Origin of the sequence: Phenylobacterium immobile (ATCC 35973) (assembly GCF_001375595.1) — a bacterium.
GTDB classification, from domain to species: domain Bacteria; phylum Pseudomonadota; class Alphaproteobacteria; order Caulobacterales; family Caulobacteraceae; genus Phenylobacterium; species Phenylobacterium immobile.
In genome coordinates, this window is the sequence record NZ_CVJQ01000001.1 from 2704931 (window position 1) to 2728224 (window position 23294).

The 23294-nt window shown below is 66.7% G+C and carries 25 protein-coding genes and 1 other RNA gene; 19 read left to right on the plus strand and 7 right to left on the minus strand.

Annotated features, from left to right (window positions below; translation table 11 throughout):
* Positions 1-54 precede the first annotated feature (54 nt).
* From BN1313_RS13210 to BN1313_RS13225, 4 genes are all read left to right on the plus strand, one after another.
* Positions 55-954: a LysR family transcriptional regulator gene (locus tag BN1313_RS13210; RefSeq protein WP_091741578.1), complete on the plus strand. Its 900-nt coding sequence runs from the start codon at positions 55-57 to the stop codon at positions 952-954.
* 99 nt (positions 955-1053) lie between these two features.
* The gene (locus BN1313_RS13215) at positions 1054-1617 is read left to right on the plus strand and encodes a cysteine dioxygenase family protein (protein WP_091741580.1); all 564 of its coding nucleotides are present in this window, start codon (positions 1054-1056) and stop codon (positions 1615-1617) included.
* On the plus strand, positions 1617-3167 hold the full coding sequence (locus tag BN1313_RS13220) for a rhodanese-like domain-containing protein (protein WP_091741582.1): 1551 nt from the start codon (positions 1617-1619) through the stop codon (positions 3165-3167). The genes BN1313_RS13215 and BN1313_RS13220 overlap by 1 nt, the downstream gene beginning before the upstream one ends.
* Positions 3168-3232: 65 nt before the next feature.
* Positions 3233-4039, plus strand: a complete 807-nt coding sequence (locus BN1313_RS13225) for a potassium channel family protein (RefSeq protein ID WP_091741584.1) — start codon at positions 3233-3235, stop codon at positions 4037-4039.
* Here the strand turns inward: BN1313_RS13225 and xth are convergent.
* Positions 4036-4809: an exodeoxyribonuclease III gene (xth, locus tag BN1313_RS13230; RefSeq protein ID WP_091741586.1), complete on the minus strand. Its 774-nt coding sequence runs from the start codon at positions 4807-4809 to the stop codon at positions 4036-4038. The genes BN1313_RS13225 and xth overlap by 4 nt on opposite strands.
* A 94-nt stretch (positions 4810-4903) precedes the next feature.
* Between xth and BN1313_RS13235 the strand changes: the two genes are divergently transcribed.
* Positions 4904-6118, plus strand: a complete 1215-nt coding sequence (locus BN1313_RS13235; protein WP_091741588.1) for a dicarboxylate/amino acid:cation symporter — start codon at positions 4904-4906, stop codon at positions 6116-6118.
* A gap of 88 nt (positions 6119-6206) precedes the next feature.
* On the plus strand, positions 6207-7700 hold the full coding sequence (locus BN1313_RS13240; RefSeq protein WP_091741590.1) for an MFS transporter: 1494 nt from the start codon (positions 6207-6209) through the stop codon (positions 7698-7700).
* Positions 7701-7759: 59 nt separating this feature from the next.
* On the opposite strand, the gene BN1313_RS13245 is transcribed toward BN1313_RS13240, so the two are convergent.
* The gene (locus BN1313_RS13245; protein WP_091741594.1) at positions 7760-8725 is read right to left on the minus strand and encodes an alpha/beta fold hydrolase; all 966 of its coding nucleotides are present in this window, start codon (positions 8723-8725) and stop codon (positions 7760-7762) included.
* Positions 8726-8960: 235 nt separating this feature from the next.
* Between BN1313_RS13245 and BN1313_RS13250 the strand changes: the two genes are divergently transcribed.
* On the plus strand, positions 8961-9770 hold the full coding sequence (locus BN1313_RS13250; RefSeq protein ID WP_176696018.1) for an AraC family transcriptional regulator: 810 nt from the start codon (positions 8961-8963) through the stop codon (positions 9768-9770).
* Between the two features lie 112 nt (positions 9771-9882).
* Here the strand turns inward: BN1313_RS13250 and BN1313_RS13255 are convergent, their stop codons facing one another.
* Both BN1313_RS13255 and BN1313_RS13260 read right to left on the minus strand, forming a co-directional pair.
* Entirely contained in the window at positions 9883-11031 is a 1149-nt protein-coding gene (locus BN1313_RS13255; protein ID WP_176696019.1) for a DegT/DnrJ/EryC1/StrS family aminotransferase, read from the minus strand.
* 504 nt (positions 11032-11535) lie between these two features.
* Positions 11536-12297 (minus strand): sulfite exporter TauE/SafE family protein, encoded by a 762-nt coding sequence (locus tag BN1313_RS13260; protein ID WP_091742716.1) that lies wholly within the window; start codon positions 12295-12297, stop codon positions 11536-11538.
* A 138-nt stretch (positions 12298-12435) separates the two neighbouring features.
* Between BN1313_RS13260 and BN1313_RS16620 the strand changes: the two genes are divergently transcribed.
* Together BN1313_RS16620 and BN1313_RS13275 are read left to right on the plus strand one after the other, a co-directional pair.
* Entirely contained in the window at positions 12436-13326 is an 891-nt protein-coding gene (locus tag BN1313_RS16620) for a LysR family transcriptional regulator (RefSeq protein WP_176696020.1), read from the plus strand.
* A 151-nt stretch (positions 13327-13477) separates the two neighbouring features.
* Positions 13478-14410: an alpha/beta fold hydrolase gene (locus BN1313_RS13275; protein ID WP_091741605.1), complete on the plus strand. Its 933-nt coding sequence runs from the start codon at positions 13478-13480 to the stop codon at positions 14408-14410.
* A 1-nt stretch (position 14411) separates the two neighbouring features.
* Here the strand turns inward: BN1313_RS13275 and BN1313_RS13280 are convergent, their stop codons facing one another.
* A complete protein-coding gene (locus BN1313_RS13280; RefSeq protein ID WP_091741608.1) occupies positions 14412-15239 on the minus strand; it encodes a hypothetical protein in 828 nt (275 codons plus the stop codon).
* 206 nt (positions 15240-15445) lie between these two features.
* On the opposite strand from BN1313_RS13280, the gene BN1313_RS13285 reads away from it, so the two are divergent.
* From BN1313_RS13285 to BN1313_RS13295, 3 genes are all read left to right on the plus strand, one after another.
* Entirely contained in the window at positions 15446-16015 is a 570-nt protein-coding gene (locus BN1313_RS13285) for an OmpA family protein (protein WP_091741612.1), read from the plus strand.
* A 50-nt stretch (positions 16016-16065) separates the two neighbouring features.
* Positions 16066-16539, plus strand: a complete 474-nt coding sequence (gene ybaK / locus BN1313_RS13290) for a Cys-tRNA(Pro) deacylase (RefSeq protein ID WP_091741615.1) — start codon at positions 16066-16068, stop codon at positions 16537-16539.
* 84 nt (positions 16540-16623) lie between these two features.
* The gene (locus BN1313_RS13295; protein WP_091741618.1) at positions 16624-17400 is read left to right on the plus strand and encodes a VOC family protein; all 777 of its coding nucleotides are present in this window, start codon (positions 16624-16626) and stop codon (positions 17398-17400) included.
* Between the two features lie 5 nt (positions 17401-17405).
* Here BN1313_RS13295 and BN1313_RS13300 read toward each other — a convergent pair whose 3' ends face one another.
* Positions 17406-17717 (minus strand): DUF6665 family protein, encoded by a 312-nt coding sequence (locus BN1313_RS13300; protein WP_218054374.1) that lies wholly within the window; start codon positions 17715-17717, stop codon positions 17406-17408.
* Positions 17718-17811: 94 nt separating this feature from the next.
* Between BN1313_RS13300 and ilvN the strand changes: the two genes are divergently transcribed.
* The 6 genes from ilvN to BN1313_RS13325 all read left to right on the plus strand — a co-directional run bounded on the left by ilvN (position 17812) and on the right by BN1313_RS13325 (position 21503).
* Positions 17812-18360 (plus strand): acetolactate synthase small subunit, encoded by a 549-nt coding sequence (ilvN, locus tag BN1313_RS13305; RefSeq protein ID WP_091741621.1) that lies wholly within the window; start codon positions 17812-17814, stop codon positions 18358-18360.
* A 42-nt stretch (positions 18361-18402) separates the two neighbouring features.
* Positions 18403-19299 (plus strand): hypothetical protein, encoded by an 897-nt coding sequence (locus tag BN1313_RS16625; protein WP_176696021.1) that lies wholly within the window; start codon positions 18403-18405, stop codon positions 19297-19299.
* Positions 19277-19640, plus strand: a transfer-messenger RNA (tmRNA) gene (gene ssrA / locus BN1313_RS13310). Before BN1313_RS16625 ends, ssrA begins: the two co-directional genes overlap by 23 nt.
* A gap of 172 nt (positions 19641-19812) precedes the next feature.
* Positions 19813-20301, plus strand: coding sequence for an SspB family protein (locus BN1313_RS13315; RefSeq protein ID WP_091741624.1), 489 nt, complete (start codon positions 19813-19815; stop codon positions 20299-20301).
* Entirely contained in the window at positions 20298-21071 is a 774-nt protein-coding gene (locus BN1313_RS13320) for a C13 family peptidase (RefSeq protein WP_091741627.1), read from the plus strand. Before BN1313_RS13315 ends, BN1313_RS13320 begins: the two co-directional genes overlap by 4 nt.
* Positions 21072-21161: 90 nt before the next feature.
* The gene (locus BN1313_RS13325) at positions 21162-21503 is read left to right on the plus strand and encodes a DUF4282 domain-containing protein (protein WP_342666783.1); all 342 of its coding nucleotides are present in this window, start codon (positions 21162-21164) and stop codon (positions 21501-21503) included.
* 8 nt (positions 21504-21511) lie between these two features.
* Here BN1313_RS13325 and BN1313_RS13330 read toward each other — a convergent pair whose 3' ends face one another.
* Positions 21512-22258, minus strand: a complete 747-nt coding sequence (locus tag BN1313_RS13330; protein WP_091741633.1) for an SDR family NAD(P)-dependent oxidoreductase — start codon at positions 22256-22258, stop codon at positions 21512-21514.
* Between the two features lie 288 nt (positions 22259-22546).
* On the opposite strand from BN1313_RS13330, the gene ctrA reads away from it, so the two are divergent.
* On the plus strand, positions 22547-23242 hold the full coding sequence (ctrA, locus tag BN1313_RS13335; RefSeq protein WP_091741635.1) for a response regulator transcription factor CtrA: 696 nt from the start codon (positions 22547-22549) through the stop codon (positions 23240-23242).
* Positions 23243-23294: the final 52 nt, after the last annotated feature.

Consider the following 23294-nt stretch of genomic DNA (forward strand, 5'->3'; position numbering starts at 1 on the left):
AGGGGGTCGTGAAACGAGATATTGGTACAATCTTATTCCATTCTGGAATGACCCATGCGCCGCGGCCACCCCGCTTCCATGAGCTGCCTGATCGCCTTCGAATGCGTGGCGCGCCACGGCGGCGTGTCACGGGCGGCGGCGGAGCTGAACCTCACCCAGAGCGCGGTGTCGCGGCAGATCCTGCAACTGGAGGCCGAGCTGGGCGCCGCGCTTTTTAAGCGGGTCCGTCAGCGCCTGGTCCTCACCGAAGCGGGCGCGGTCTACGCCGCGGACGTCCGCCGCATCCTGGCCGAACTCGCCGACACCACCTATCGGGCGATGGGTCTGGGGGGCGAGGACCAGACCCTGAACATCACCGTCCTGCCGACCTTTGGCGCCCGCTGGCTGGTGCCCAGGTTACCCAGGTTCCAGGCCCGCTGGCCCGGCGTGACAGTCAATGTCGACACCAGCGTCATCCCCTTCGATTTCGCCGACAGCCCCTATGATGCGGCCATCCAGTTCGGCGCCACCGACTGGGCCGGGGCCGAGTCGACCTTTCTGATCGGCGAGACCATGGTTTGCGTCTGCAGCCCGGCCTACGCCCGGGCTCTGAAGACGGAGCGCGACCTGCAGCACGCGACCTTGCTGCACCAGACGACGCGCCCCACAGCCTGGACCAACTGGCTGGAACAAGGCGACCTGGATCTCGGCCAAGCCTTCCGCGGGCCCCGCTTCGCCCAGTTTTCCATGGTCGCCCAGGCCGCGACCGCAGGCATGGGCGTTGGCCTGATTCCGCGCTTTCTGGTGGAGGCGGAGCTCGCCGCCGGCGCCATCGTCACGCCCTTCGCCCGATCTCTGGCGACCCAGGGCGCCTACTATGTGGCCTCGCCCGAGACCCGCTCGACCAAGCCCCTGGTCCGCGCCTTCGTGGCCTGGGTGGCGGAGGAAGCGCAGACCAGCGCGCGCCTCGAATAGACGGCTAGGCCGCCGGACAGCGTTTCCTGATAGCTTGTCTGGCATGCTTGGCGGTTAATCTCTATTGGCTCCGTGGGGTATAAGGAGTTGTCTGCGCCCATGACCTCTCAACCCAAACCGTCGGCGCTTGCCCAGGCGATCGAGGCGATCGAGATGCTGATCCTCGAGACTTCGGACGAAGCGCGCCTGCTGCAGACGGGCGCCGAAATCCTTGGTCGCTTGGTCGCGCAGGACGATTGGCTCGACCCGCGTTTCGCGCAGGCCGACGCATCGAGGTACCGGCAGTACCTGCTTCATCGTGACCCCGACGCTCGTTTCTCGCTGGTGAGCTTTGTGTGGGGGCCCGGCCAGGCGACACCCATCCATGACCACACCGTCTGGGGTTTGGTCGCCATGCTGCGCGGTTCCGAATATGCTCAGCCCTATGTGCTCGACGCCGACGGCCTGAGAACCGCCGGCCCCGTGCAGCGGCTGGAGCCGGGCGATGTCGAGGCCGTGTCGCCTCGGATCGGCGATATCCACCGCGTTTGGAACGCCTACGATGATCGCGTATCGATCAGCATCCATCTATATGGGGCCGACATCGGCGCTGTGTCGCGCCACACCTACGACGCCTCTGGCGCCGCCAAGACCTTCATCTCCGGCTATTCCGAGCTCTCCTGATGTCCTTTCCCGAAATCTCTCCCGCCGCCGTCCGCCAGGCTTTCCTGCTTGGCGCGGAAATCGCCCTCATCGACGCGCGAGAAGAGGCGCCCTACGCCCTTGACCACCCGCTGTTCGCCGCGCAGCTGTCGGTGACGCGCCTTGAGCTCGACGCGTTCGACCGCCTGCCGCGCCGCGATGTGGCGATCGTCGTCTATGACGACGGGGAGGGCTTGGCCGAGCGCCTGGCGAACGGCCTCGCGGCCCTCGGCTTCAGTGATATCAGCCTGATGGCAGGCGGCCTCAAAGGCTGGCGCGACGCCGGATTTGAGCTCTTCCAAGACGTGAATTCCGCCAGCAAGGCTTTCGGCGAATTGGTCGAAAGCCGGCGCCACACGCCGTCGATCGCCGCCGAAGCCGCCTTGGCCGCCATCAGGACCGATCCAAACCTCGTGGTGCTCGATGCGCGCCGCTACGACGAATACAAAACAATGAGCATCCCACGCGGCGTCAGCGTTCCGGGCGCAGAGCTGGTCCTGCGCGCGCCACAGATCGCCGGCGATCCCACGACGACCATCATCGTCAACTGCGCCGGGCGCACCCGCAGCATCATCGGCGCCCAGTCGCTGATCAACGCAGGCGTCCCGAACCCTGTCGTCGCCCTGCGCAACGGCGCCATCGGCTGGCAGCTCGCTGGCCAAAGCCTCGATCACGGCCGCGAAGATCGCTTCCCTGAGGTGTCCGACGTGGTCGCCAATGAGGCCCGTGGCCGCGCCCGCGACGTCGCCTATCGCGCCGGCGTCAAACACATCAGCGCCGCCGACATCGCCGTCCTGGCCGCCGACCCTCGCCGCACCCTCTATCGCTTCGACGTTCGCACGCCGGAGGAGCACGCCGAGGGCCATCCTGAGGGCTTCGTCTCCGCGCCCGGCGGGCAGCTGGTGCAGGAAACCGACATGGCCGCGCCCGTGCGCGGCGCCCGGATAGTCCTCTTCGATCCTCGCGGCGTGCGGGCCGATATGACCGGCTCCTGGCTCGCCCAGATGGGCTGGGAAACCTATGTCGTCGACGAGACGATGCCGCTGACTAAAGGGCCCCGGAAGGCGGCCAGGCCCGCCATCGCGCGTGCGCCGACGATCCGAGCCGAGGCGCTGGCCGCAGAATTGGCCGGCGGCGCGGCCACGCTGGTCTACGTGGGCTCCAGCAAGGTCTATGGCCGCAGCCATCCGGCCGGCGCGCACTTCGTCAACCGCAGCCGCCTAGGCGCCGACCTCGCCGGCTTGCCGGCGAAGGCCCTGGTCTTCATGGCCGAGGACGCTGACCTCGCCCACCTGGCCGCCGTTGAAGCCGGCGGCCGCGTGTTCGAGGGCGGAACCGCCGCGTGGGCGGCGGCTGGCCTGGCCGTCGAAAGCGGCCTCGCCGGGGCGATCTCGCCGCCCGACGACGTCTATCGGCGGCCCTATGAGGGCGCCGACCACGATCCGGCGGCCATGCAGGCCTATCTGGACTGGGAGTTCGGCCTCGTCGATCAGCTGAAGCGCGACGGCACGCACGGCTTCACGGTGATCTAAGCTGCTGGCGCCCGCCATGGCGCCAGCATAGGTTCGGTCATGCGCCTCACTCTGCAAGCCTCCGCGTGACCGCGCCTGCCCGTACCCCACGGACGCCGCGTACCCCCTGGCGGCGCTTCCGCATCCAGCTCCGCAGTCTCTACCACGGCCAGTCGCCGCAATCGGTGCGCTTCCGCCTGGCGATCATCGTCGTCGACCTGGCGCTGATCGGCTTCTTCATCGCCGCGCCCCTGTTGCGCGACGCGCCCTATTTCCTGGCGCTCGATTACTTCTGCGCGGCCGTGCTCGCCTGCGACATGGCGGCCCGGGCGCTCGCCTTCCGCTCGATCATCGCCTTCCTCAAGCGTCCCATCGTCTGGGCCGATCTGTTCGTCCTCGCGACGTTGCTCGCGCCGAACCTGGCCTTCAACCTGGGCTTCCTGCGGGTCCTGCGCCTCTGGACGCTGTTCCACAGCGAGTTCTTCTGGGCGACCATCGGCCGGCGCTATGACGACACCCGCGTCGAGGACGTCACCCGCGCGGGCGTCACCCTCCTGACCTTCCTCTTCATCATCACCGGCTTCGTCTACACGAGCTTCGCCGGACGCCATGCCGGCATCGACGGCTATGTGGACGCCCTCTACTTCACGGTGGCCACGCTCACGACGACCGGCTTCGGCGACATCGTCCTGCCCGGGACCTGGGGCAAGCTGGTCTCCATCGCCACCATGATCTGCGGCATCACCCTGTTCGTACGATTGGCCCAGGCGCTCTTCCGGCCGCACAAGGTCAGGTTCACCTGCCCGACCTGCGCCCTTATGGAGCACGACCCCGACGCCGTGCACTGTAAGGCCTGCGGGACGATACTGAACATCCCGAACAACGAGGCCTAGGGCTTCAGCTCCACCCACACCGGGCCGTGGTCGCTGGGCTTCTCACGCCCGCGGAAGTCGCGATCCACGCCGGCGTCGACAAAGCGCTGGGCCGCCGCGGGACTCAACAATAGGTGGTCGATCCTCAGGCCAGCGTCGCGGGCGAACGCGTTCCGCCAGTGCTTCCAGAAGGTGTAGACCGTCTCGTCCGGATAGCGCCGCCTTAAGGCGTCAACCCAGCCGGCCTCAATCATCGCCGCGAACCCCTGCTTTAGCGCCGGCTGGAACAGGGCGTCGTCGCGCCAGCGATCGGGGACATAGACGTCGGCGTCGGTGGGGATGATGTTGTAGTCGCCGGCCAGCACCACCGGCTGGCCGCTCCCCAGCAACTCATCAGCGCGAGCCATGAAACGCTCATACCAGGCCAGCTTCGCCGCATACTTCTCGCTGCCTGTGGGATTGCCGTTGGGCGCGTAGAGACAGCCGACCAGCACGCCGGACACCGCGCCTTCGATGTAACGAGCCTGAGCGCTGGCCAACTCGCCGGGCAGGTTGCGCCGGGTCTCGATGGGCGCCGTCCCGCGCGCCAGGAGGGCGACCCCATTCCAGCTCTTCTGGCCCAGCCAGATCGCCCCATAGCCGGCCTTTTCGAAGGCGCCCGCCGGAAAGCGTTCGTCCGGCGCCTTCAGCTCTTGCAGGCAGACGGCGTCGGGCTGGGTCTCCGCCAGCCAGTCGAGCACTAGCGGCAACCGGCCGGTCACCCCGTTCACATTGAAGGTCGCGATCCGCAAAGGATTGGCCCCTGAACTCAAGCTGGTTCAATGCCTGTGGAACGCTCAGGCTCCGTCCGGGATTGCAATCGCGCGTAACGCCTAAGGAGAACGCATGGGCGCCCTATCGGTCCGGATACTCTTGGGCCTCGTGCTCGGCCTCACCCTAGGCGCCGTGCTGGCCCGCTGGGCGCCGGATGCGGCCACCGTCGCGCTCTTGATCGCCAAACCGATCGGCGCGCTCTGGCTGGCGGCGCTGACCATGCCCGTCGTGCCGTTAATCTTCGGCCTCGTGGTCCTGGGCGTCGGCGGACCGACGGCCGCCGGCGGCGTCGCCGGCCGGGCCTTCCTCTGGTTTGCGGTCCTGCTCACCGGCGCCTGCGCCGTCAGCGCGGCCTTCTCGACCACCGTTCTGACCCTTTGGCCGCCGCTCCAGGCGCTGGCCCCGCCGGAAGGCCCTGGTGTTCCACCCGAGGCCATCGGCGGCGACTGGTGGAACGGCTTCATCCCGACCAATCCTGTGAAGGCCGCCGCCGAGATGGCGGTCGCGCCCTTGGTGGTCTTCGCGCTGTTCTTCGGCTTCGCCGCCCGGCGGATCGAGGAGGGGCCGCGCCTGGCGCTGCTGGCCATCATCAAGGCCATCGTCGACATCATGCTGGTGATCGTGGGCTGGGTGCTGCGGGTGGGCCCGATCGGCGTCGCCGCCCTCGCCGTCGCTGTGGGCGCACAGCTTGGGGCCGGCGCCTTCGCCGCCCTCCTGCACTACGTCTTGCTGGCGTCCGCCGCCTGCATCCTCATCGCCCTCCTGGCCTATCCTCTGGTCGTGATCTTCGGCCGCATCTCGCCGCTCGCCTTCGCCAAGGCCTGCCTGCCGGCCCAGGTCGTCGCTTTCAGCACCCAGTCGTCGCTGGCCACCCTGCCCGCCATCATCGCCACAGCGCGGCGCCTGGGGGTCTCAGCTGAGGCCGCCGGTGTCGTCGCACCCCTGGCGGTTTCGATCTTCCGCGCCTCCAGCGCCTCGGCCAACGTCGCTGTGGCGATCTATCTCGCCCACCTGCACGGGGTGGCGCTCAGCCCGGTCGCCCTATTGCTGGCCGTACCGCTTGCCGCGGTCGTCAGCCTGGCCGCGGTCGGCCTGCCGGGCCAAGTGTCCTTCTTCGCCACCATCGCGCCGATCTGCCTGGCGCTCGGCGTGCCGATCGGCATGCTGCCGCTCCTGCTCGCGGTGGAGTCCGTTCCCGACCTCTTCCGCACCGTCGGCAACGTGACCACCGACCTGGCGGTCATGCGCATCGTCGGCCGCCGGAACGGCCTGCCTGCCGAGGGCTAGAACAGTTATATCGGTAACCGAACTAAAGACGCTGGCGAGGCCCGCGGACCCGCTCTATTAAGCGCGCACGCCGCCCGAGTGATCGCCTGTGAACACGCGCCCCGAAGACGTCATCGTCGAAGATGTTGTGGACGAGGCGGGCGTCGACGCCGCCGTGGTGCTCGACGACAAGCAGGCGGCCGTCCTGCGCACCTGGATCGTGCCGGCCATCATCGGTTCTGCGAACTTCATGCAGACCATGAACGCCAGCTCCATCAACAACGCCCTGCCGGCCATGGCCGAGGCCTTCCACGTCGACGCCCTTCGGCTGAACCTGGCGATCACCAGCTACATGCTGGCCGCCGCGGTGTTCCTGCCGATCTCCGGGTGGCTGGCCGACCGGTTCGGCGCGCGGCGGATTTTCCTGATCGCCATCGCCCTCTTCGCCTTGACCTCGGCGGCCTGCGGCTTCGTCAACTCTCTGCCGCAACTCATCTTCTTCCGGCTGCTGCAAGGCTGCGCGGGCGCCATGATGGGCCCGGTGGGCCGCCTGGTCCTGCTGCGCAGCACGCCGAAGAAAGAGTTGGTGAGCGCGCTCTCGGTCCTGACCATGCCGGCCCTCCTCGGCCCGGTGCTGGGGCCCGTGCTAGGCGGGGCGATCATCACCTTCATCTCCTGGCGCTGGATTTTCTTCCTGAACCTGCCCGTGGCCCTGGCCGGCCTGTACCTCGTGCGCCGCTTTGTTCCGGAAGTCCGCGAGCAAGGTGTCCCGCCCATCGACTGGCGCGGGATCGCCCTGACGGGGATCAGCCTGGCGGCCCTGATCTTCGGTTTCGAGAATCTCGGCCGCGACGTCCTGCCGCCGCTGGCCGTGGGCGGTCTGTTCGCAGCCGGCTTCTCCGCCCTTGGTCTCTATTGGCTCCACGCCAAGCGGACGCCGAACGCCGTCATCGATCTGGGCGTCTTCCGCATTCCGACCTTTCAGGCCTCGGTGGTCGGCGGCGCCTTCTTCCGCCTGATGCCGGGGTCGATGGCCTTCCTGTTGGCGATGCTGCTGCAGATCGGCTTCGGCATGTCGGCCTTCGCCGCAGGTCTGATGACCTTCATCTCCGGCATCGGCTCGCTGGTGATGCGCGTCACCGCCGCGCGTGTGCTGCGGCGGTTCGGCTTCCGCACGGTGCTGTTGGTCAACGGCGTCATCTGCGCCGTCACCTTCGCGATCTACAGCCTATTCACACCGTCCACCCCACACTGGGTGATCATGGCGGCGCTGGCCATCGGCGGCTTCTTCCGCTCGCTGCAGTTCACCAGCCTGAACGGCATGGCCTACGCCGATCTCGAGCAATCTCAGATGAGCCGCGGGACGACCACGTCCTCCATAGGCCAGCAGTTCATGCAGTCGGTCAGCATCGGCGCCGCCGCCACCCTGCTTCACTTCATCATGTCCAGCCGCGGCCACGACAAACTGCAGTGGGACGACGTGACCCCGGTGTTCACCCTGCTGGCGGCCGGAACCCTGATTTCGCTCTGGTGGTTCGTCCGCCTGCCGAAAGACGCGGGCGATGAGATGAACAACCGCGCCGCACCCGCCCGGGCCAGCTGAGGCCGAACGAAAAGGGCCCGCCGCGACCGGCGAGCCCCCTCCCAAACTCTGTGTCGATCCTAGGCCTGTGCAACCAGGTTCGGCAGTTCTGGTCGGCGTTTGGAAACGCCGGCCCAGTCGGCCGTCTTGCGGCTGACCTTGCCGTCGCGGAAGAACTCCAAGAACACCTGGTTGTGCATCTCCGGCTGGTCGGTCTGGCCCTGGTGGCCGCACTCGTCCGGATAGAACATCTGGATGTTGGGCAGCTTCTCTTCCTGCAGATAGGCGTTCTCCACCGGACCCAGCACGTCCTGCATGCCATAGAGATAGATGGCCGGGATGGTGATCTTGTCGAGCTTGCCGCGCAGGTCGAGCAGGTGGGCCGTGTTCGGGTCCTTCGCCGCGTCGCGGTTCCAGGCCATGCCGACATCATAGGCCTTGGCCTGGGTGTTGGCCGCGTTGGTGCGCATGGTGAGAAGATCGTCGGAGATCGCTTCCTGGCGATAGATGATCGACGTCATGGCGTCGCGCATCGACTGCTCCGTGCCGGTGAATTTGGGCATACCCATTCCAGGCTTCACCTGGCTCATGTCGCAACCCATCGTGGCGTTGAACCCGCCGCTGGCGATCATGGCCAGGCTCAGCACGCGCTCGGGATGGTAGACGGTGTAGTAGGCTGCTGTCTGGGCGCCCTGCGAATTTCCCGCGATGTGGAACTTCTTGAGGTTCAGCGCCCGGGCGAACTCTTCGACATATTCCACCCAGCTCATGAAGCCGCGGTGCGGCCAGTGCTCTTCACGGGCGTCGGCCAGACCGAAGCCCGGGCGGTCGGGCGCATAGACCCGGAAGCCGTTCTCGGCGAGGAATGGCATCATATAACGCCAGCCAGCCGTGCCGGACGAGCCTTGGATTCCGCCGTGGATCAGGATGACGGCCGGGCCGGATTCGCCGGAGGCCGAGTAGTGCGCCTTGGCGCCGTTCGCCAGGGTCACCCACTCGCTACGGATGCCCGGGATTTCAATCAGGCCTTCTTCGGTCAGCGCCATCTTCAACGTCTCCTCTCGACGATCATGCTTGTTCGGGTGTGGTCATTCCGGATCCGGACGCCCGGCTGCCGGCGACACCATCCACTTGACCCGCCAAGGTCAAGACATGGCGCCCGGTCGCGAAACAACTGGCCCAGAATCCCAAATTTCGATGGGATTGACAACGGCGCGCAACCCCTCAGGCTTGGGGCAAGGCCGCGAAGATAACGTGCGCCGCAGATAGAGACCGAGGATGATGCAACAGGAGACGGACGCGGATCTCGCGCCTGAGCCCCCGGCCGGGGCCGGCGCGAAAGCGGACCTATGGACAGCTGACTATCTGCTGCCGCACCTGATGGGCGGGGTCACCGTGCCCCGCGACCAGACAGTGCCACTTAAATCCAATCTCAAGGATCGGCTGGTCTATGCGGGCGAAGGGGTGATCACGGTCATCACCGGCCAGGGCGCCTGGGTCGCCCCGCCGGAACGCGCCGTCTGGCTCCCCGCCGGCATGGACTATTCCGTCAAGGTGGTCGCGACCGCCACCAGCCGCAGCCTCGACGTCGACCCAACGCTGGCGCTGCGGGGGCCGCCGCAGTGCGAACTGATCAGTATCAAGCCGCTGCTGCACGAACTGATCATGGAAGCCTACGGCGCCCGCAGCGAAGGCGACACTCCGCGCAACCGCCTGATGCTGAGTCTGATCCTGACCGAGATTCGCCGCGCCCCGGCCCTGCCGGTCCTGCTGTCGTTTCCCAAGCATCCGGGGCTGTTGCGACTGTGTGAAACCTTCGTCGCCAAGCCCGCGGCCCAACAATCGATCGACGTCTGGAGCAACCGCCTGGGGCTCAGCCGCCGGACCTTCACGCGCCTGTTCCGTAATGAGACGGGCCACAGCTTCACGGAGTGGCGCCGGCAGGCCTGCCTGTTCGCCGCCCTTCCCCGGCTATCGGCCGGCGAGTCGGTCACCACGGTGGCGATGGACCTGGGCTACTCAAGCCCGTCCGCCTTCACCACCATGTTCAAGCAGATGATGGGCGTCTCGCCGCGTCGATACCTGGGCTAGGTCAGGATCCCGGACGATCTGGGCTCGGGATTGTTGGGCCGCCCCCGGCGCCGGAAGATCGCTTGCGATGATTAGCCCAGGCATCGGACAGAGCTTGGCGGGCTTTGCGTCGTCACTTATCGGCCTTGTCCTGCATGATGTAGGCGCCCGCCGAAGCCACGGCGCGGGCGACGCGCGCCACGGACGCTGCGGACAGATCGGGGAACATCGGCAGGCCGATGAGGCGGCGAGCGAGATCCTCACTGACCGACATGTCTGTGTGCGGGGCAGTGGCGAAGTGAAGGTGGCTGTTGACACCGCCACCATACCAAAAGCGATGGCCGATGTCGTCCGCCCCGAGCGACTGCATGACGGCGACAGATTCTGCGCTATCGACGCATAGGTAAAGGCAATAGCCGCCATCGACCTCGGGGTAGGTGATGAGCCGGTTCGCCTGGCCCGTCAGCCTGAAGGCCTCACGGTAGAGCGCGGCCACCGTCTCCAGCATTTCGCGCTTGGCCGGCCACTGGTCTAGCGCAGCATGGCCGACCGCGGCCTGGTGTTCAGAAAGCTTGCCGTTGAAACTGGCCATGGCGCTTTCGCGGGATCCGGCGAAGCCGAAGTTCAGCGTCCAGCCGATGCGCTCGATCAGGTCGGCGTCGCTACAGGCGACGGCGCCGCCCTCGCCGATACCGAATCCCTTGGTGGCGTGAAGGCTGAACACCGTCGGAATGTCGCCGAGATAGGCTGACGGGTCGGTCTCAATGCAGCTGAAGGACGCCGCCGCGTCGATCACCACGGGAATCCCGGTGAGATTGCGATAGGCCTTCCATGCCGCTTGCGGAACAGCGCGTCCGAAGGGCGCGACGGGCATGACCAGTGCGATCTCGTCCTGCAGCGGCAGCGCAAGCACCGCCTCGGGCGTGAGGCACCAGGTGTCCTCACTAACGTCGACGAAGTAGGGGGTGAAGCCGCAAAGCTCGACCGCCAGGGCCGAGGCGGCGAAGGTGAAGGACGGAAGCGCCACATAGCGCCCCTTCCCGCCGACTTGGCCGCCGCCGGTCAGCGCGAGGATCGTCGCCATGAGCGCACTGGTTCCTGATGAGGTCATGACGACGTCGCCCGAGTTGAGCGCGAGGGCCTCAGCGAGCCGCTTGCTCAGCTCTTGCGCGAGCGGCCCGAAGTTCGAGTAGATCCGGGCGTCGTCCACCATCTTCAGGTAGGGCAGAATGTCCTCGGCGCGGGGCAAGAGCGGCAGGGCGACGGGGATATGCCGCGACACGTTAGGCGTTTTCCGTTTCATGAAGACGGGCCGCGGCCACAAAGTCCTCGCCGCCCAGTACTGGCGTGACAGTGGTACGAGCGCCTACAGGGCGATGGAGGTTCTTGCACGACCACTTAAGTCGCCTGTTCTTCAAGGTTCAAAATGCAGCTTATGAAGCGCCGACTCACCCCTTGGAGTGAGAAATCAAAAAATGGCCTGACCATATAAAAGCCAAGAATGACGGCGGCGTCTACTTCTCGATTATCTTATGATAATATGTTCAAGATTTCGCGATGTTGGAGACTTCCAAGCCTTGACTCAGCGTGCGCAGCTATTGCGTTTCGCTCGCATTTTGGCGCTGCATTGCGCGAAAGGCGCTCGAAGGCGGACATGGCCAGGTAGGTGATCGGCTCGCCGTCGGCCGCCTGAGCGCTCTTGAGCCGCGGGTCGCGCGCGCAAGGTCGCCGAGACGCCGCCGCCGCTTAGATCTGTCCGCCCACCCTTCGCGAACCAGCCTTGGCCTCACGCCGCCAGCGCAAGACCCGCGTCAACGATCAGCTTGATTCCGAGCAGCAGCAGGATCGCGTAGATCACCTTGTAGATTTTGGCCCCGTCGATCCGCCGCACCAGCCAGACGCCGCCCAGCGTCGCGCCGATCGCCAGCGGCATGAGCGCGGCCGAGACCACCAGATTCTCGTGGGTGAATTGGCCAAGCGCCAGATAGGCCGGGGCCTTCATCCAGTTCACCGTCGCAAAGAAGATTGAAGTCGTGCCGATCATCACGTCGCGCGGCAGTTTCTTCGGGAGAACATAGAGCTGGAACGGCGGGCCGCCAGCGTGGGCGATCTGGCTGGTGAGGCCGGAGGCGACGCCGCAGAGCACGCCGAACCAAGCCGGCGCATGGTTCGGGGCCACCACGCGGCCGCCGCGCTCGAGCCACAGGCGCTGTCCGGCGAAGACCACAGAGACGACGCCCAGACCCAGCATGATCCAGGCTTCGGGCGCCTCTTTGGCGAAGAACCATCCGAGCGCAATGCCCATGGCCGCGCCGGGAAGGGTGACCATCAGCACCCTCTTGTCGAAGCTGCGCCAGAACGCCGCCACGCTGACGGCGTCCTGGACGATCAGGATCGGCAGGGTGATGGCCGCGGCCGTCACGGGCGAGATGACCATGGCGATCAGCGGCACCGCCAGGTTGCCGACGCCGACGAAGCCGCCCTTGGCGAGACCCATCAGGATCACGGCGGGCACAGCGACGAGGTAGAACAGGGGATCAGTCAGCATGAACGCGCCATACACCGAACCTTCGCCTTGCGCAGCCATGCGACGTCGACGGCCAGCCCGGCTTCTGCAAGAAGTACGCCGCAAATTCGCCGAACGCTGGTTCGACGAAGCGGTCAGAACCTCGGACGGGACATCAGCGTGCGATTCAAGGGCCTGGACCTCAACCTGCTGGTGGCGCTGGACGCCCTTCTCACCGAGAAGAACGTCTCGGCCGCAGCGCGCCGGATTCACCTTAGCCAGCCAGCCATGAGCGGCGCGCTCGCGCGCCTGCGGGCGCACTTCAACGACGATCTGCTGGTTCAGGTACGGCGGCGCATGGTGCTCACACACTTCGCCGAGAGCATCGCCGAACCGATCCACAACCTCATGGCCCACATCGACAAGACGCTCGGAGTCGAGAAGGGCTTCGATCCGGAGACCTCGCAACGCACCTTCACGCTCGCCGCCTCAGATCACATCGCCGAAGAACTGTTCACCCGAGTGGTGCAGAAGGTGGCCGCGCTCGCCCCGCAGGTTGTCCTCGACATCACCCAGCCCAGGGGCGGCGAACTGCTGGAGAACGGCGAAGTCGACCTGCAAATTATCATGCCGAACTTCATCTCGCCGCAGCATCCGGCCGAACTGCTCTACGAGGAAGACCATGTGGTGCTGGGTTGGTCCGGCAATCGAGCGCTCGACAAGCCGCTGACGATCGAGGATTTTCTGTCATTCGGCCATGTCGCCCACCGCCTAGGCTTCGAACGGCGCCTGGCCTTCGCCGAAGCCGAGATGAACCAGCGCCTGCCCGTCCGCCGCGTCGAAGTGTTCGCACCGACCTTCGTCGCCATCCCGCGGCTGCTAATCAGCACCAACCGGATCGCGGTGGTCCATAAGCGCTTGGCTGAAATGGCCGCGCAGACCCTGCCGCTGGTGATCCAACCCCTGCCGTTCGACCTGCCGAAGATGCGGGTGATGATCCAGCACCACAGCCTGAAATCGAGCGACAACGGCGTCCAATGGCTCAAGTCGGTGATCCGCGACTGCGTCTAGAGCTATCCGCGACTCCGATTTCACCTAATTCAAACAAACGATTTTTCGCCACCGAACGGCAGCGCCTAAGCTTGCGAGGCCAGAAAGACCCTTCTGGCCGCAGAAGGCGGCGCGATCAACGCGCCCTCAGGTCTCGGGAAGGAAAAGGGAAATGGCGGCTCATCTGCAACTCAAATACCCGTTCAGGGAACGGCCACGCAGCGAGTGGGGTTCGATTGCGACTGAACTGCTCGGCGCGGAAACCAAGTTCGTCCAGGGCGAGCGCTGGAGGCATCGCGTTGTGGAGAAGGGCGACCCAAAGGCCCCGCCGCTCTTCATGTACCACGGCATCGGCGGTCACGTTGAACCCTACGCCCGCACCTTGCCCCAATTGGCTAAGCATTTCCGCGTGTTCGCCGTCGACGCCCTCTACCATGGCTACTCCTCGAAGGAGCCGTGGGAAGGCGAAAACCGGGTCGTTCGCCAAGCCGAGGCCTACGTCGATCTGATCAACGCTCTGGGCTACGACAAGGCCCACTACGAGGGCGAGTCCATGGGCGCCTTCATCGGGTTCGAGATCGGGATGCGGTTTCCGCAGACCGTGGACAAGCTGATCCTCAACGGCATGGGCATCATCGAAACCCAGCGGAAAGAGTTCAAGACGCAACCGCACAAGGGCGACCTCTTCGATCTGTCGAAGAAGGCCGTCCTCGACCCGAGCTATGAGAACGTCCGCAACCGCCTGCTTTGGCTGGTGCACGACGACGACGCCGTGAACGACGAGATGATCGCCATCCGCCAGCGTCTCTACCAGGATCCCGCCGTCAACGCCGCCATGCGCCGCGTCTTCGGCATCGACGGAGGGCGGCTGCAGGCCAACCACGACGCGCCCTACACAGAAGAGCAGATCAAGGCCCGGTGGACCCACAAGGACACCATGGTCATCTACGGTGAGTTCAACCCCGGCCGCGGTCCTGATTATGGCGAATATTGCGCGGACCTGATCGGCGCGAAATTCTATGAATTCAAGGGCGCCGGCCACTGGCCGATGTGGGAGACGCCGGACGAATACGTCGCCGTCCTGCGCAGCTTCCTCGAAAGCTAAGTCAGCGGATGAACTGCAGGTCCGACCAACGCCAGTAGGCGGACCCCAGGACCAGGCGCGGCCCGCCTGGTCCGTCTCGCATGGAAATCAGCACCAACCCGCGCACCGGCTGAGTGCGGCAGGCCTTGGGTGCAAAGGCGACTTCGGCGGCGATCGCCTGGCGCACGCCGGCCAGCCCCTTGCCGTCCTGGCGGTTGTCGCGCAGCCAGTCACCGTTCCACACGAGGATCGGCCGGCCCGTCACCCGATAGGCCGACGCGGCCGCCGCCTGGATGTCAGCGTCGCTGCGCAGCGCCCTCTGCAGCAGGCCCAGCATGTCGCAATCCTGGTCGCCGCCGCCGGCGCCAGAGCCAGACCCGCCGCCCGAACCACCGCGCCCGCGCCCGGACCCGGCGCGCGCCGCGCCGGCGAGGTCGCTTTCGCTCAGCGCCGGCGCGGCGTCGACGGTCTCGACATCGGCCACCAGGGTGGGCCGGACCTTGGCCGGCGGATCCGGCACGCGCCGTGTCACGCCCCGCGACGCCGTCTTCGGCGGATCAGGCTTGATCGGCGCAGGCTTGGCGGCGGCCGGCGGCGACCCGCCAGGGTCTGGCCTTGGGCTAGGTTTGGGCTCGGGCGGCGGCTCCGGGCGCGGCGGCGGGACCTGCACCGGAATGACCCGGACGATTGAGTCCGTGGCTACAGGCGGCGCGGGCCGCACGAGGAGGATCGCCAGGGCAAACGCCGCCGCATGCCCGAAGATCGCCAGCGAAATCGCCAGCGCGCGAAGACGATCACGCCTGCGCGGGGCGTGCTCTTCGGTCGGCGGAAGCGGCGAATAGGGCGGCATTAGGCTCGCAGATGTCGTCTGGTTTCGCCCTTAGCGTGCACGGCCTCACGGCAGGATCGTGGCGCGAGAATTCTGGTGATCTACAGTCAAGCTTGCGGTATGGCCGCCATGATCTGGCCACGTCTGCGTCATTACGTCGCCACCGTAGGGCCGAGAGCTAGTCCGATGCGAGCGTCGGGCTTGGCGCGTTTCGCAGGAGCAAACCTTTGAACTCAACAATCCTCCGTAGCGCCGCGGTCAGCGGCGCCGTTATCGCGGCCCTCGCCATGAGCGGCTGCGCCACCAAGAAGTACGCTCGGGAGCAGGCCGCTGCGGTCGAAACTCACGTCCAGGGCGTGGAGACCCATGTGCAGAGGGTCGAAGGGACAGCGGGGGAAGCGCTCAAGCGCGCCAACGACGCCCACAAGCTGGCCGAGGGCAAGTTCCTCTACGAGATGGTGCTGTCGGACGACTCCGTGAAGTTCCCCGTCGACCGCCATAACCTCTCGCCGGAAGCCGAAGCGCGCCTGGCGGAACTGACCCAGCGGCTGAAGACCGAGAACCGCAACGTCTACCTGGAAGTGCAGGGCCACACCGACGCCAGCGGCGACAAGACCTACAACGAAAAGCTCGGCGAAGACCGCGCCGAAGCGGTTCGCAAATACCTGAGCATGCACGGCGTCGCCTTGAACCGCATCGCCACCATCTCCTACGGCGAAGACGCCCCGGTGGCGCCGAACGACACGCCGCAGGGCCGGGCGCAGAACCGCCGCGTGGCGATCGTCGTCCTGAGCTAGACGTATCGCCCCTCTCTCCTGCGGAGAGAGGGGTGCTATGTTGGCGGGCCATGTCGAAGACCACTCCCGCCACAGTGGCGCTGGATCGCGCCGGCGTCGCCTATAGCCTGGCGACCTATGCCTACGATCCCGCCGGCGAACGCGTCGGCCTGCAGGCGGCCGAGGCGCTGGGCGCCCATCCTTCCGAGGTCCTCAAGACCTTGATGGTCCTGGCCGACGGCAAGCCGGCCTGCGTCGTCCTGGCCTCCGACCGCGAAGTGGCGATGAAAAAGCTCGCCGCCGCATTGGGCGCCAAACAGGCCGAAATGATGAAGCCCGCCGACGCTGAGCGGACCACCGGCTTCAAGGTCGGCGGCGTCAGCCCCTTCGGCCAGAAGAAGCGCTGTCCCGTGGTGATCGACGCCGAGGCCGCGCGGCTGGACAAGGCCTTCGTCAACGCCGGTCAGCGCGGCCTGCAGGCGCGCTTGGCGCCGCAAGACCTCGCCCGGGCGCTGGGCGCGGTGGTCGCCTCGATCGCGGTGTGATCTGTCGGCGACGGCGTTCCCCGATCGTCATCCTCATGACACGCTGTGGCGCAAGCTTCCGCGCTGGGCAGGAAAGGACGCGAGATGACCGAAACCAAGGGCCGCTTCGTGTGGCACGAACTCACCACCTCCGACCGCGAGGCCGCGACCGCCTTCTATGGCGACGTCGTCGGCTGGACCTTCGACCACATGCCGATGGGCGACTTCATCTACAGCGTCGCCAAGGCGGGCGAACCGATGGTCGCCGGCCTGATGGAAACGCCTGAGCCCGCCAAATCCCAGGGCGTTCCGCCGCACTGGACCGGCTATGTCGAGGTGGAGAGCGTCGATGAGAGCGCCAGGCAAGGCGAGAGCCTGGGCGGCAAAACCCTCTATGGCCCGCAGGACATCCCGAACGTCGGCCGGTTCGCCATCGTCGCCGATCCGACGGGCGCGGCCTTCGCGCTTTTCAAGCCGCTCCCGCCACAAGGCCCGATGCCCGAAGCCGGCCCTACCGACCCCGGCGCCATTGGCTGGAACGAGCTCTACGCCGGCGATCTCACCGAGGCCTGGGCCTACTATGAGGCCATGTTCGATTGGCGGAAGGATCAGGCCATCGATATGGGCGACATGGGCGTCTACCAGCTCTTCGCTGCGGGCGACCGCGTGCTGGGCGGCATGATGACCAAGCCCGCCCAGATGCCGATCCCCTCCTGGCTGTACTACGTCGTCGTGCCCGATATCGACGCGGCGACCGCCAAGATCACCGCGGACGGCGGCCAGGTCCTGATGGGTCCGATGGAGGTGCCCGGCGGCGGCTGGATCACCCAGGGCCGGGATCCGCAGGGCGCCTACTTCGCCGTCACCGGCCCGCGCCTCTAGTCGGGCTAGCGCGCGCCGAGCCGCGCCATCACCTCGCGGGGGATGGCGTACTCAGCGACGACCCGGTCGCGGTCGCGAAGGCCCATGATTTCACGCTGGATCAGGAACGCCCAGACCGCGTCCGAAGCCGCCTTGAGGCAGGCCGGCCGGGCCTCGGCGTCCGCCGCCTTCAGCGCGGCCAACGCCAGCTCGACCTTGCGGCCGGCGCGGCCGAGGGAGGCGGCCTGCTCGCCCATGATCTCATAGTTGAGGACCGCGTCGCCGGCATCGGCGCCCAGACGACGCAGAAAGCTTTGCGGCATTCGAAGCGAAGACATGCGGCCGATCATAGCCGAGATTTGCCCCCGCTACGATTTGCTCGCCCCGCTTCCCGCCCTATAAGGCGCGCCTACCCTCGACGGACCCGACGCCATGCCCGACCCCCAGCCCGCCTCGCTCTACGATCACGCCCCGCAAGGCGAAGCGGAGAACCAGGCGACCTTCGCTGTGCTGGTGGAGAACGAACCGGGCGTGCTGCACCGCCTGGTCGGCCTGTTCGCCGCCCGTGGCTACAACATCGAGAGTCTGACCGTCGCCGAGACGGACCGCCGCTCCAACACCAGCCGCGTGACCATCGTCACTCGCGGCACCGCCCAGGTGCTCGCCCAGATCGAGGCGCAGTTGGAAAAGATGGTCGCCACACGCCATGTGCAGGACGTGACCCGTGATCCCAACGGCCTGGAGCGCGAGCTTGCTCTGGTGAAGGTCCGGGGTTCCGGGGCTGATCGCGTTGAGGCCCTGCGCGTCGCCGAAATCTTCCGCGCTCGCGTGCTGGACACCACCTCGGAAAGTTTCGTTTTCGAGGTGAGCGGCGCATCGTCGAAGATCGATGGCTTCATCGAACTGATGCGGCCCCTTGGCCTCACCGAAGTCTCCCGCACCGGCGTGCTGTCCATCCAGCGCGGCGTCGACACGTTGTAGCCTGTAGCGGGAACGAACAACCCGGCCTAACCTTTGGCCTGCATGGTTCGTCTCGCCGCCATCACGCTCCTGGCCTTGGCGCTGGCCGCCCCCGCAGACGCCCAGCTCTTGCGGCGCAAGACGGCGGATCCGACAAAAGGCCTTTCGCCGGAAGAAGCGGCCATCTGGCCCTACCCCCTGCCCGATCCGAAACTCTGGTGGGACGAAGATCGGCTCAAGCCCACGGAGGCGTCCGATCCCTTCGCCGGCCGCCGGCTGGGGCGCGGTGAACGGCTGCCGTCGCCGGACAACGGCGTCGATCCTGCGACCTATCGGCTCTGGGGACTGATGCCCCTGCAGTGGCAGCCGGTTCGTGGCGAGGAACTGATCCTTGAGGTCTGGGCGCGGCCCTCCCGTAGCGTGCGCCAGGCGGTGATCCGGGTGACGGTGCGCCGCGACGGCGACACCTTCGTTCAGGGCCGAGCCGGCCTTGCGTGCTGCGAAGCCGGCATCGGCCGGCGCATGGGGTTTGACGCAAAGCTGCCCGCCGCCAGCGACGCCGCCTTCAAGGCGCTGCGCGATGATCCGCTGTGGGCTGCGCCCCGCGACGTCGTCGTCGATCTCGGCGGCGGTGTCAGCGACGCCCTGTGCGTCGACGGCGTTTCCTACGACCTCACCCTGGTGACCGCCGGCGCGGCGCGCACGGTGCGCCGCGCCTGTGACAGCGCCGAGATCGGCCAGGCCGCCGATGTGCTGGCCGCCGTCGTCGGCGCAAGTCTTGGCCGCGACGGCCGCTTTGACCTGATCTTCCCGCGCGGCGCCGATTTTTCCGCCGCCAAGGCCAGCTATCAGACGCTCACCGCCAGCGGCGGAGGACTGAAGACTGCCCCCGTCGCACGGCGCGGGGGCGTCGATCTGGCGCCCCCGCCACAGGACGAGGCTTCTATTCCCGTCCCATGACCCCTATATTGGCTGGGTCGGGCCTCGGCCCGACTATGGAGATAAACGCGCACATAATAAGCGGACTGGACCCGGGTGCGATTCCCGGCGGCTCCACCAACCATCCCTCCGGGTTATCGCCGGAACGCATGGGGCCGATCAGCATCGACAGACGTCTAAAGGTGTTGCTTTCTCTCGGCTTTGCCCACCGTTTCGGGCTTTTTTCTAAATGCGAACGATAACTTCGCTGAGGAAGTCCGCCTCGCTGCGTAATGCAGTGCGGTAGTCATCCGACCTAAGTCCTGGGGGTTCAGATCCTCAGGCAAAAACAAGAGGGAGCCTGCCAACAGAATCCCTCCATTTCCTCAGGCATTGCCGAGGCTCCCTCCATCTTTCGATCAGCATGGGGGAGCCAGCCAACAGAATCCCTCCATTTCATTCAGGCGATTTCCGATTAGCGGTGGCGCATCGCGCCTTGCGTGAAGGCTCCGACACGCTAGGTTTCGCCGCAGTACCCCGCATACCGGAGCGCCAATGGCCCAGGACACCCCGGCCCAGGACCTGATGCACTACGAAGCCATGGCGCAGGACGCCATGCGCGGCGTGGTCAAGGCTGCGCTGAAGCGCGCCGCCGCGCCCGAGGGCCTGCCCGGCGCGCACCACTTTTACGTCACTTTCAAAACCAAGGCGCCGGATGTTTCCGGCCCGCGCGACCTGCTCGACAAATATCCGGACGAGATGACCATCGTCCTGCAACATCAGTACTGGGACCTTGAGCCCGCCGACACCGGCTTTGCGGTCACCCTGCAGTTTGGCGGCCAGCCCAAGCGCCTGTCCGTGCCCTACGCCGCCGTCAGCCGCTTCTATGATCCCAGCGTCCAGTTCCTGCTGCAGTTTGAGGTCGCAGGCGCCGACGGCGCCCCGCCCGCGCAGGAGCCGGAAACCGCCGTCGAGCCCCCCGCCGAGCGAAGCGATGACGGCGAAGCGAAGGTCGTCTCCCTGGATCAGTTCCGCAAGAAATGATCCGGGCGGCGCGCTGGATCGGTGTCTGGATGGCGGTCGCCCTGACCGCTTTCGGCGCCCTTCCCGCCGCCGCCTCGCCGTTCTCCGACTGGGCCGTCGTGGTCGTCGCCGGCGACTCGCGCGGCCATGGGGGTGGGCCGACCGAGGCCTTCGACAATGCGCGGCGCGATGTGGCGGCAGCCTTTCGCGGCGCGGGCTTCGCCTCCGGCAACATCCGGCAGTTCTCTGTCCGGCCGGAGCGCTACAAGGACGCCGCCGCCCACCATTCGGACCTGCAAAGCGTCTATGACGGCTTGACCGCTGTCGCCGCGAGCGCGCCGGGCGGGTGCCTATTCTACCTGACCTCGCATGGCGCGCCCCAAGGCGCGGTGGTCGGCGACCAACTGATGGCGCCCTTGGTGCTCGCCGGCATGCTGCGCGACGCCTGCGGCGCGCGGCCCACGGTGGCGGTGATCTCGGCCTGTTTTTCGGGCGTCTTCGTACCGGCGCTGGCCGGGCCGAACCGCATGATCTTGACCGCCGCGCGGCCGGACCGGTCCTCGTTCGGCTGTGGGGAGGCCGACCGCTATCCCTATTTCGATGAATGCGTCCTGCAGGTGATGCCGCAGGCCAGGGATTTCGCACGTCTGGGACCGGACGTGCAGGCTTGTGTGAGCGCCCGCGAGCGGGTCGAACACGCCGCGCCGCCCTCGGAGCCACAACTGTGGATCGGTCCGCAGTTGCGCCCGATGCTGCCGCTCTACAGCTTTGCGCACAGTCCTGACCCATAGCCGAAGCCATCGCCCGTTGCCGGGCGCGCCTCCGGCTGGTAGCGGTTTGGATGCTGACCAGCAGTTTTTGAGAGTCCCATGCGGCGAGCCTTGACGAGACCGGACGGCGCGGGCGGCGGCCTGATCTGGGATCTGCTGACGTTCGAGCGCCTGGTGACGAGCAACGTCGTCCACCTGATCTATTGGGCTGGCCTCGCGCTGATCTTCCTCGTGGCCTTTGGCGGCGTTGGCGCTGCTGTAGGCGTGGCGATCCGCGAAGGTTCGATCCTTGGCGTGCTCCTGGCGATCCCGGTGCTCGCCGCGGGCCTTCTCGTCTGCGCGATCCTGATCCTGCTGTGGCGCTCGTTTTGCGAGCTCTATGTCGCTGTCTTTCGGATCAGCGACGACCTTGCCGCCCTGCGCAAGGTCGCCGAGAACTCAGACGTCCTGTAGCCCGCCGGTTAGCGAAGCGCGAGCTTCGCCAGGCTAAGGGTCTGACGGGGATGGCGCGCGGCCAATTTTGCGGCAGCGGCCGGACGCTGCATCACAGCCTTGGTCACCTGTCTGCGGATCATCGGCGCCGCCGCCGAGGCCAGGGCGCTGCGACCGAACCACGCCGCGGCAGCCGTCGCCCCAAGAGCGCCGACCACGCCCAGGCCGATCAGCACGCCACGGTTCCGGCCGACTTCGCCAGCCGCGCGCAGCGCCGTCCGGGCCGCCGACGGGATGGGCTTTTCAGGATCGAAGTCCTTCGGCAGCGAAATCTGGCTCAGCGCCACCCGCCCCTTTTCCGCCAGGGCCCTGCGCTGGGCCGCCCCGAAGATGTTGCGACGGCCGGGCGCGAGGTCGATCACCGCACCGCCACGTTCGCTATAGTGGGCTGCGGCCTCTCTTGCGGCGTTGGCGGCGGCCAGTTCGTTGGCCGCCACACTGATCCAGGTGTCGAAGCCGCCGAAGCGGGCGACGGCGGCGCGGGCCAGGCGCGAGGCCTCCTGCGCGTCGGTGGCGTCGCCGGCCAAAGGATGGGCGCGACCGCCTTCCTGGTTGATCTCGGCGCAGATGCGGCGCGCGACGCTTTCATCGCGGCCGATCAACACCACGGCGGCGCCGGCGGTCGCCGCCAGGCGGGCGATCGCCTCGCCGACGGCGGTGTCGGCGCCGGAGACCACGACCACCTGCTCGGCCAACGGTTTGAGCTTAAGGCCCATGAGAAACTCCTTTGAAGGTGGATCGGGCGCGCGCGCCCTTCTCTCCGCAAACGGCTGCGCCGCAACAGGCGTTCCGCGGCCGCTGCCGCCGCATCACGGAAGAGTCAGCCGCTATGGCCGGTCGACGAATCGGCGCCGCTTGCCGGCGATTCGCAAATCGGATTAACGATTCGAGGCGGAAAGAAAGCTCTCGTTAACCAGTCTCATCGTTAGCTCGCCTTAAGGTTAATGGCGGGATCGGGAGCGGATTCCGCATGGGGCAGGGCTTCGGCCGGGTGGGAGAAGCGGATGCGCGTACTGCTGATCGAGGACGACCGGGCGACGGCGCAGAGCATCGAGCTCATGCTGAAGTCGGACGGCTTCAACGTCTACACCACGGACATGGGTGAAGAAGGCGTCGATCTGGGCAAGATCTACGACTACGACCTCATCCTGCTTGACCTGAACCTGCCCGACATGAGCGGCTTGGACGTCCTGCGCAACCTGCGCGTCGGCCGCATCGACACCCCGGTCATGATCCTCTCCGGCTCGGCCGAGATCGAGATGAAGGTGAAGACCTTCTCCGGCGGCGCCGACGACTACATGACCAAGCCGTTCCACAAGGACGAGCTGGTCGCCCGTGTCCACGCCGTGATCCGCCGATCCAAGGGCCACGCCCAATCCCTGATCCGCACCGGCGACATCACGGTCAATCTCGACGCCAAGACGGTCGAGGTGAACGGCCTGCGCGTGCATCTCACCGGCAAGGAATACCAGATGCTGGAGCTGCTCTCGCTCCGGAAGGGCACGACGCTGACCAAGGAGATGTTCCTCAACCATCTCTATGGCGGCATGGACGAGCCCGAGCTCAAGATCATCGACGTCTTCATCTGCAAGCTGCGCAAGAAGCTGGCCAGCGCCGCCGACGGCAAGCATCACATCGAGACTGTCTGGGGCCGCGGCTATGTCCTGCGCGACCCGCAAGAGATAGGCGTCGCCGCCTAAAGCGCTCGCCCCGCTCCTCGCCACAAGTTAGAGTCCGGCGCGAAGCGGCCCA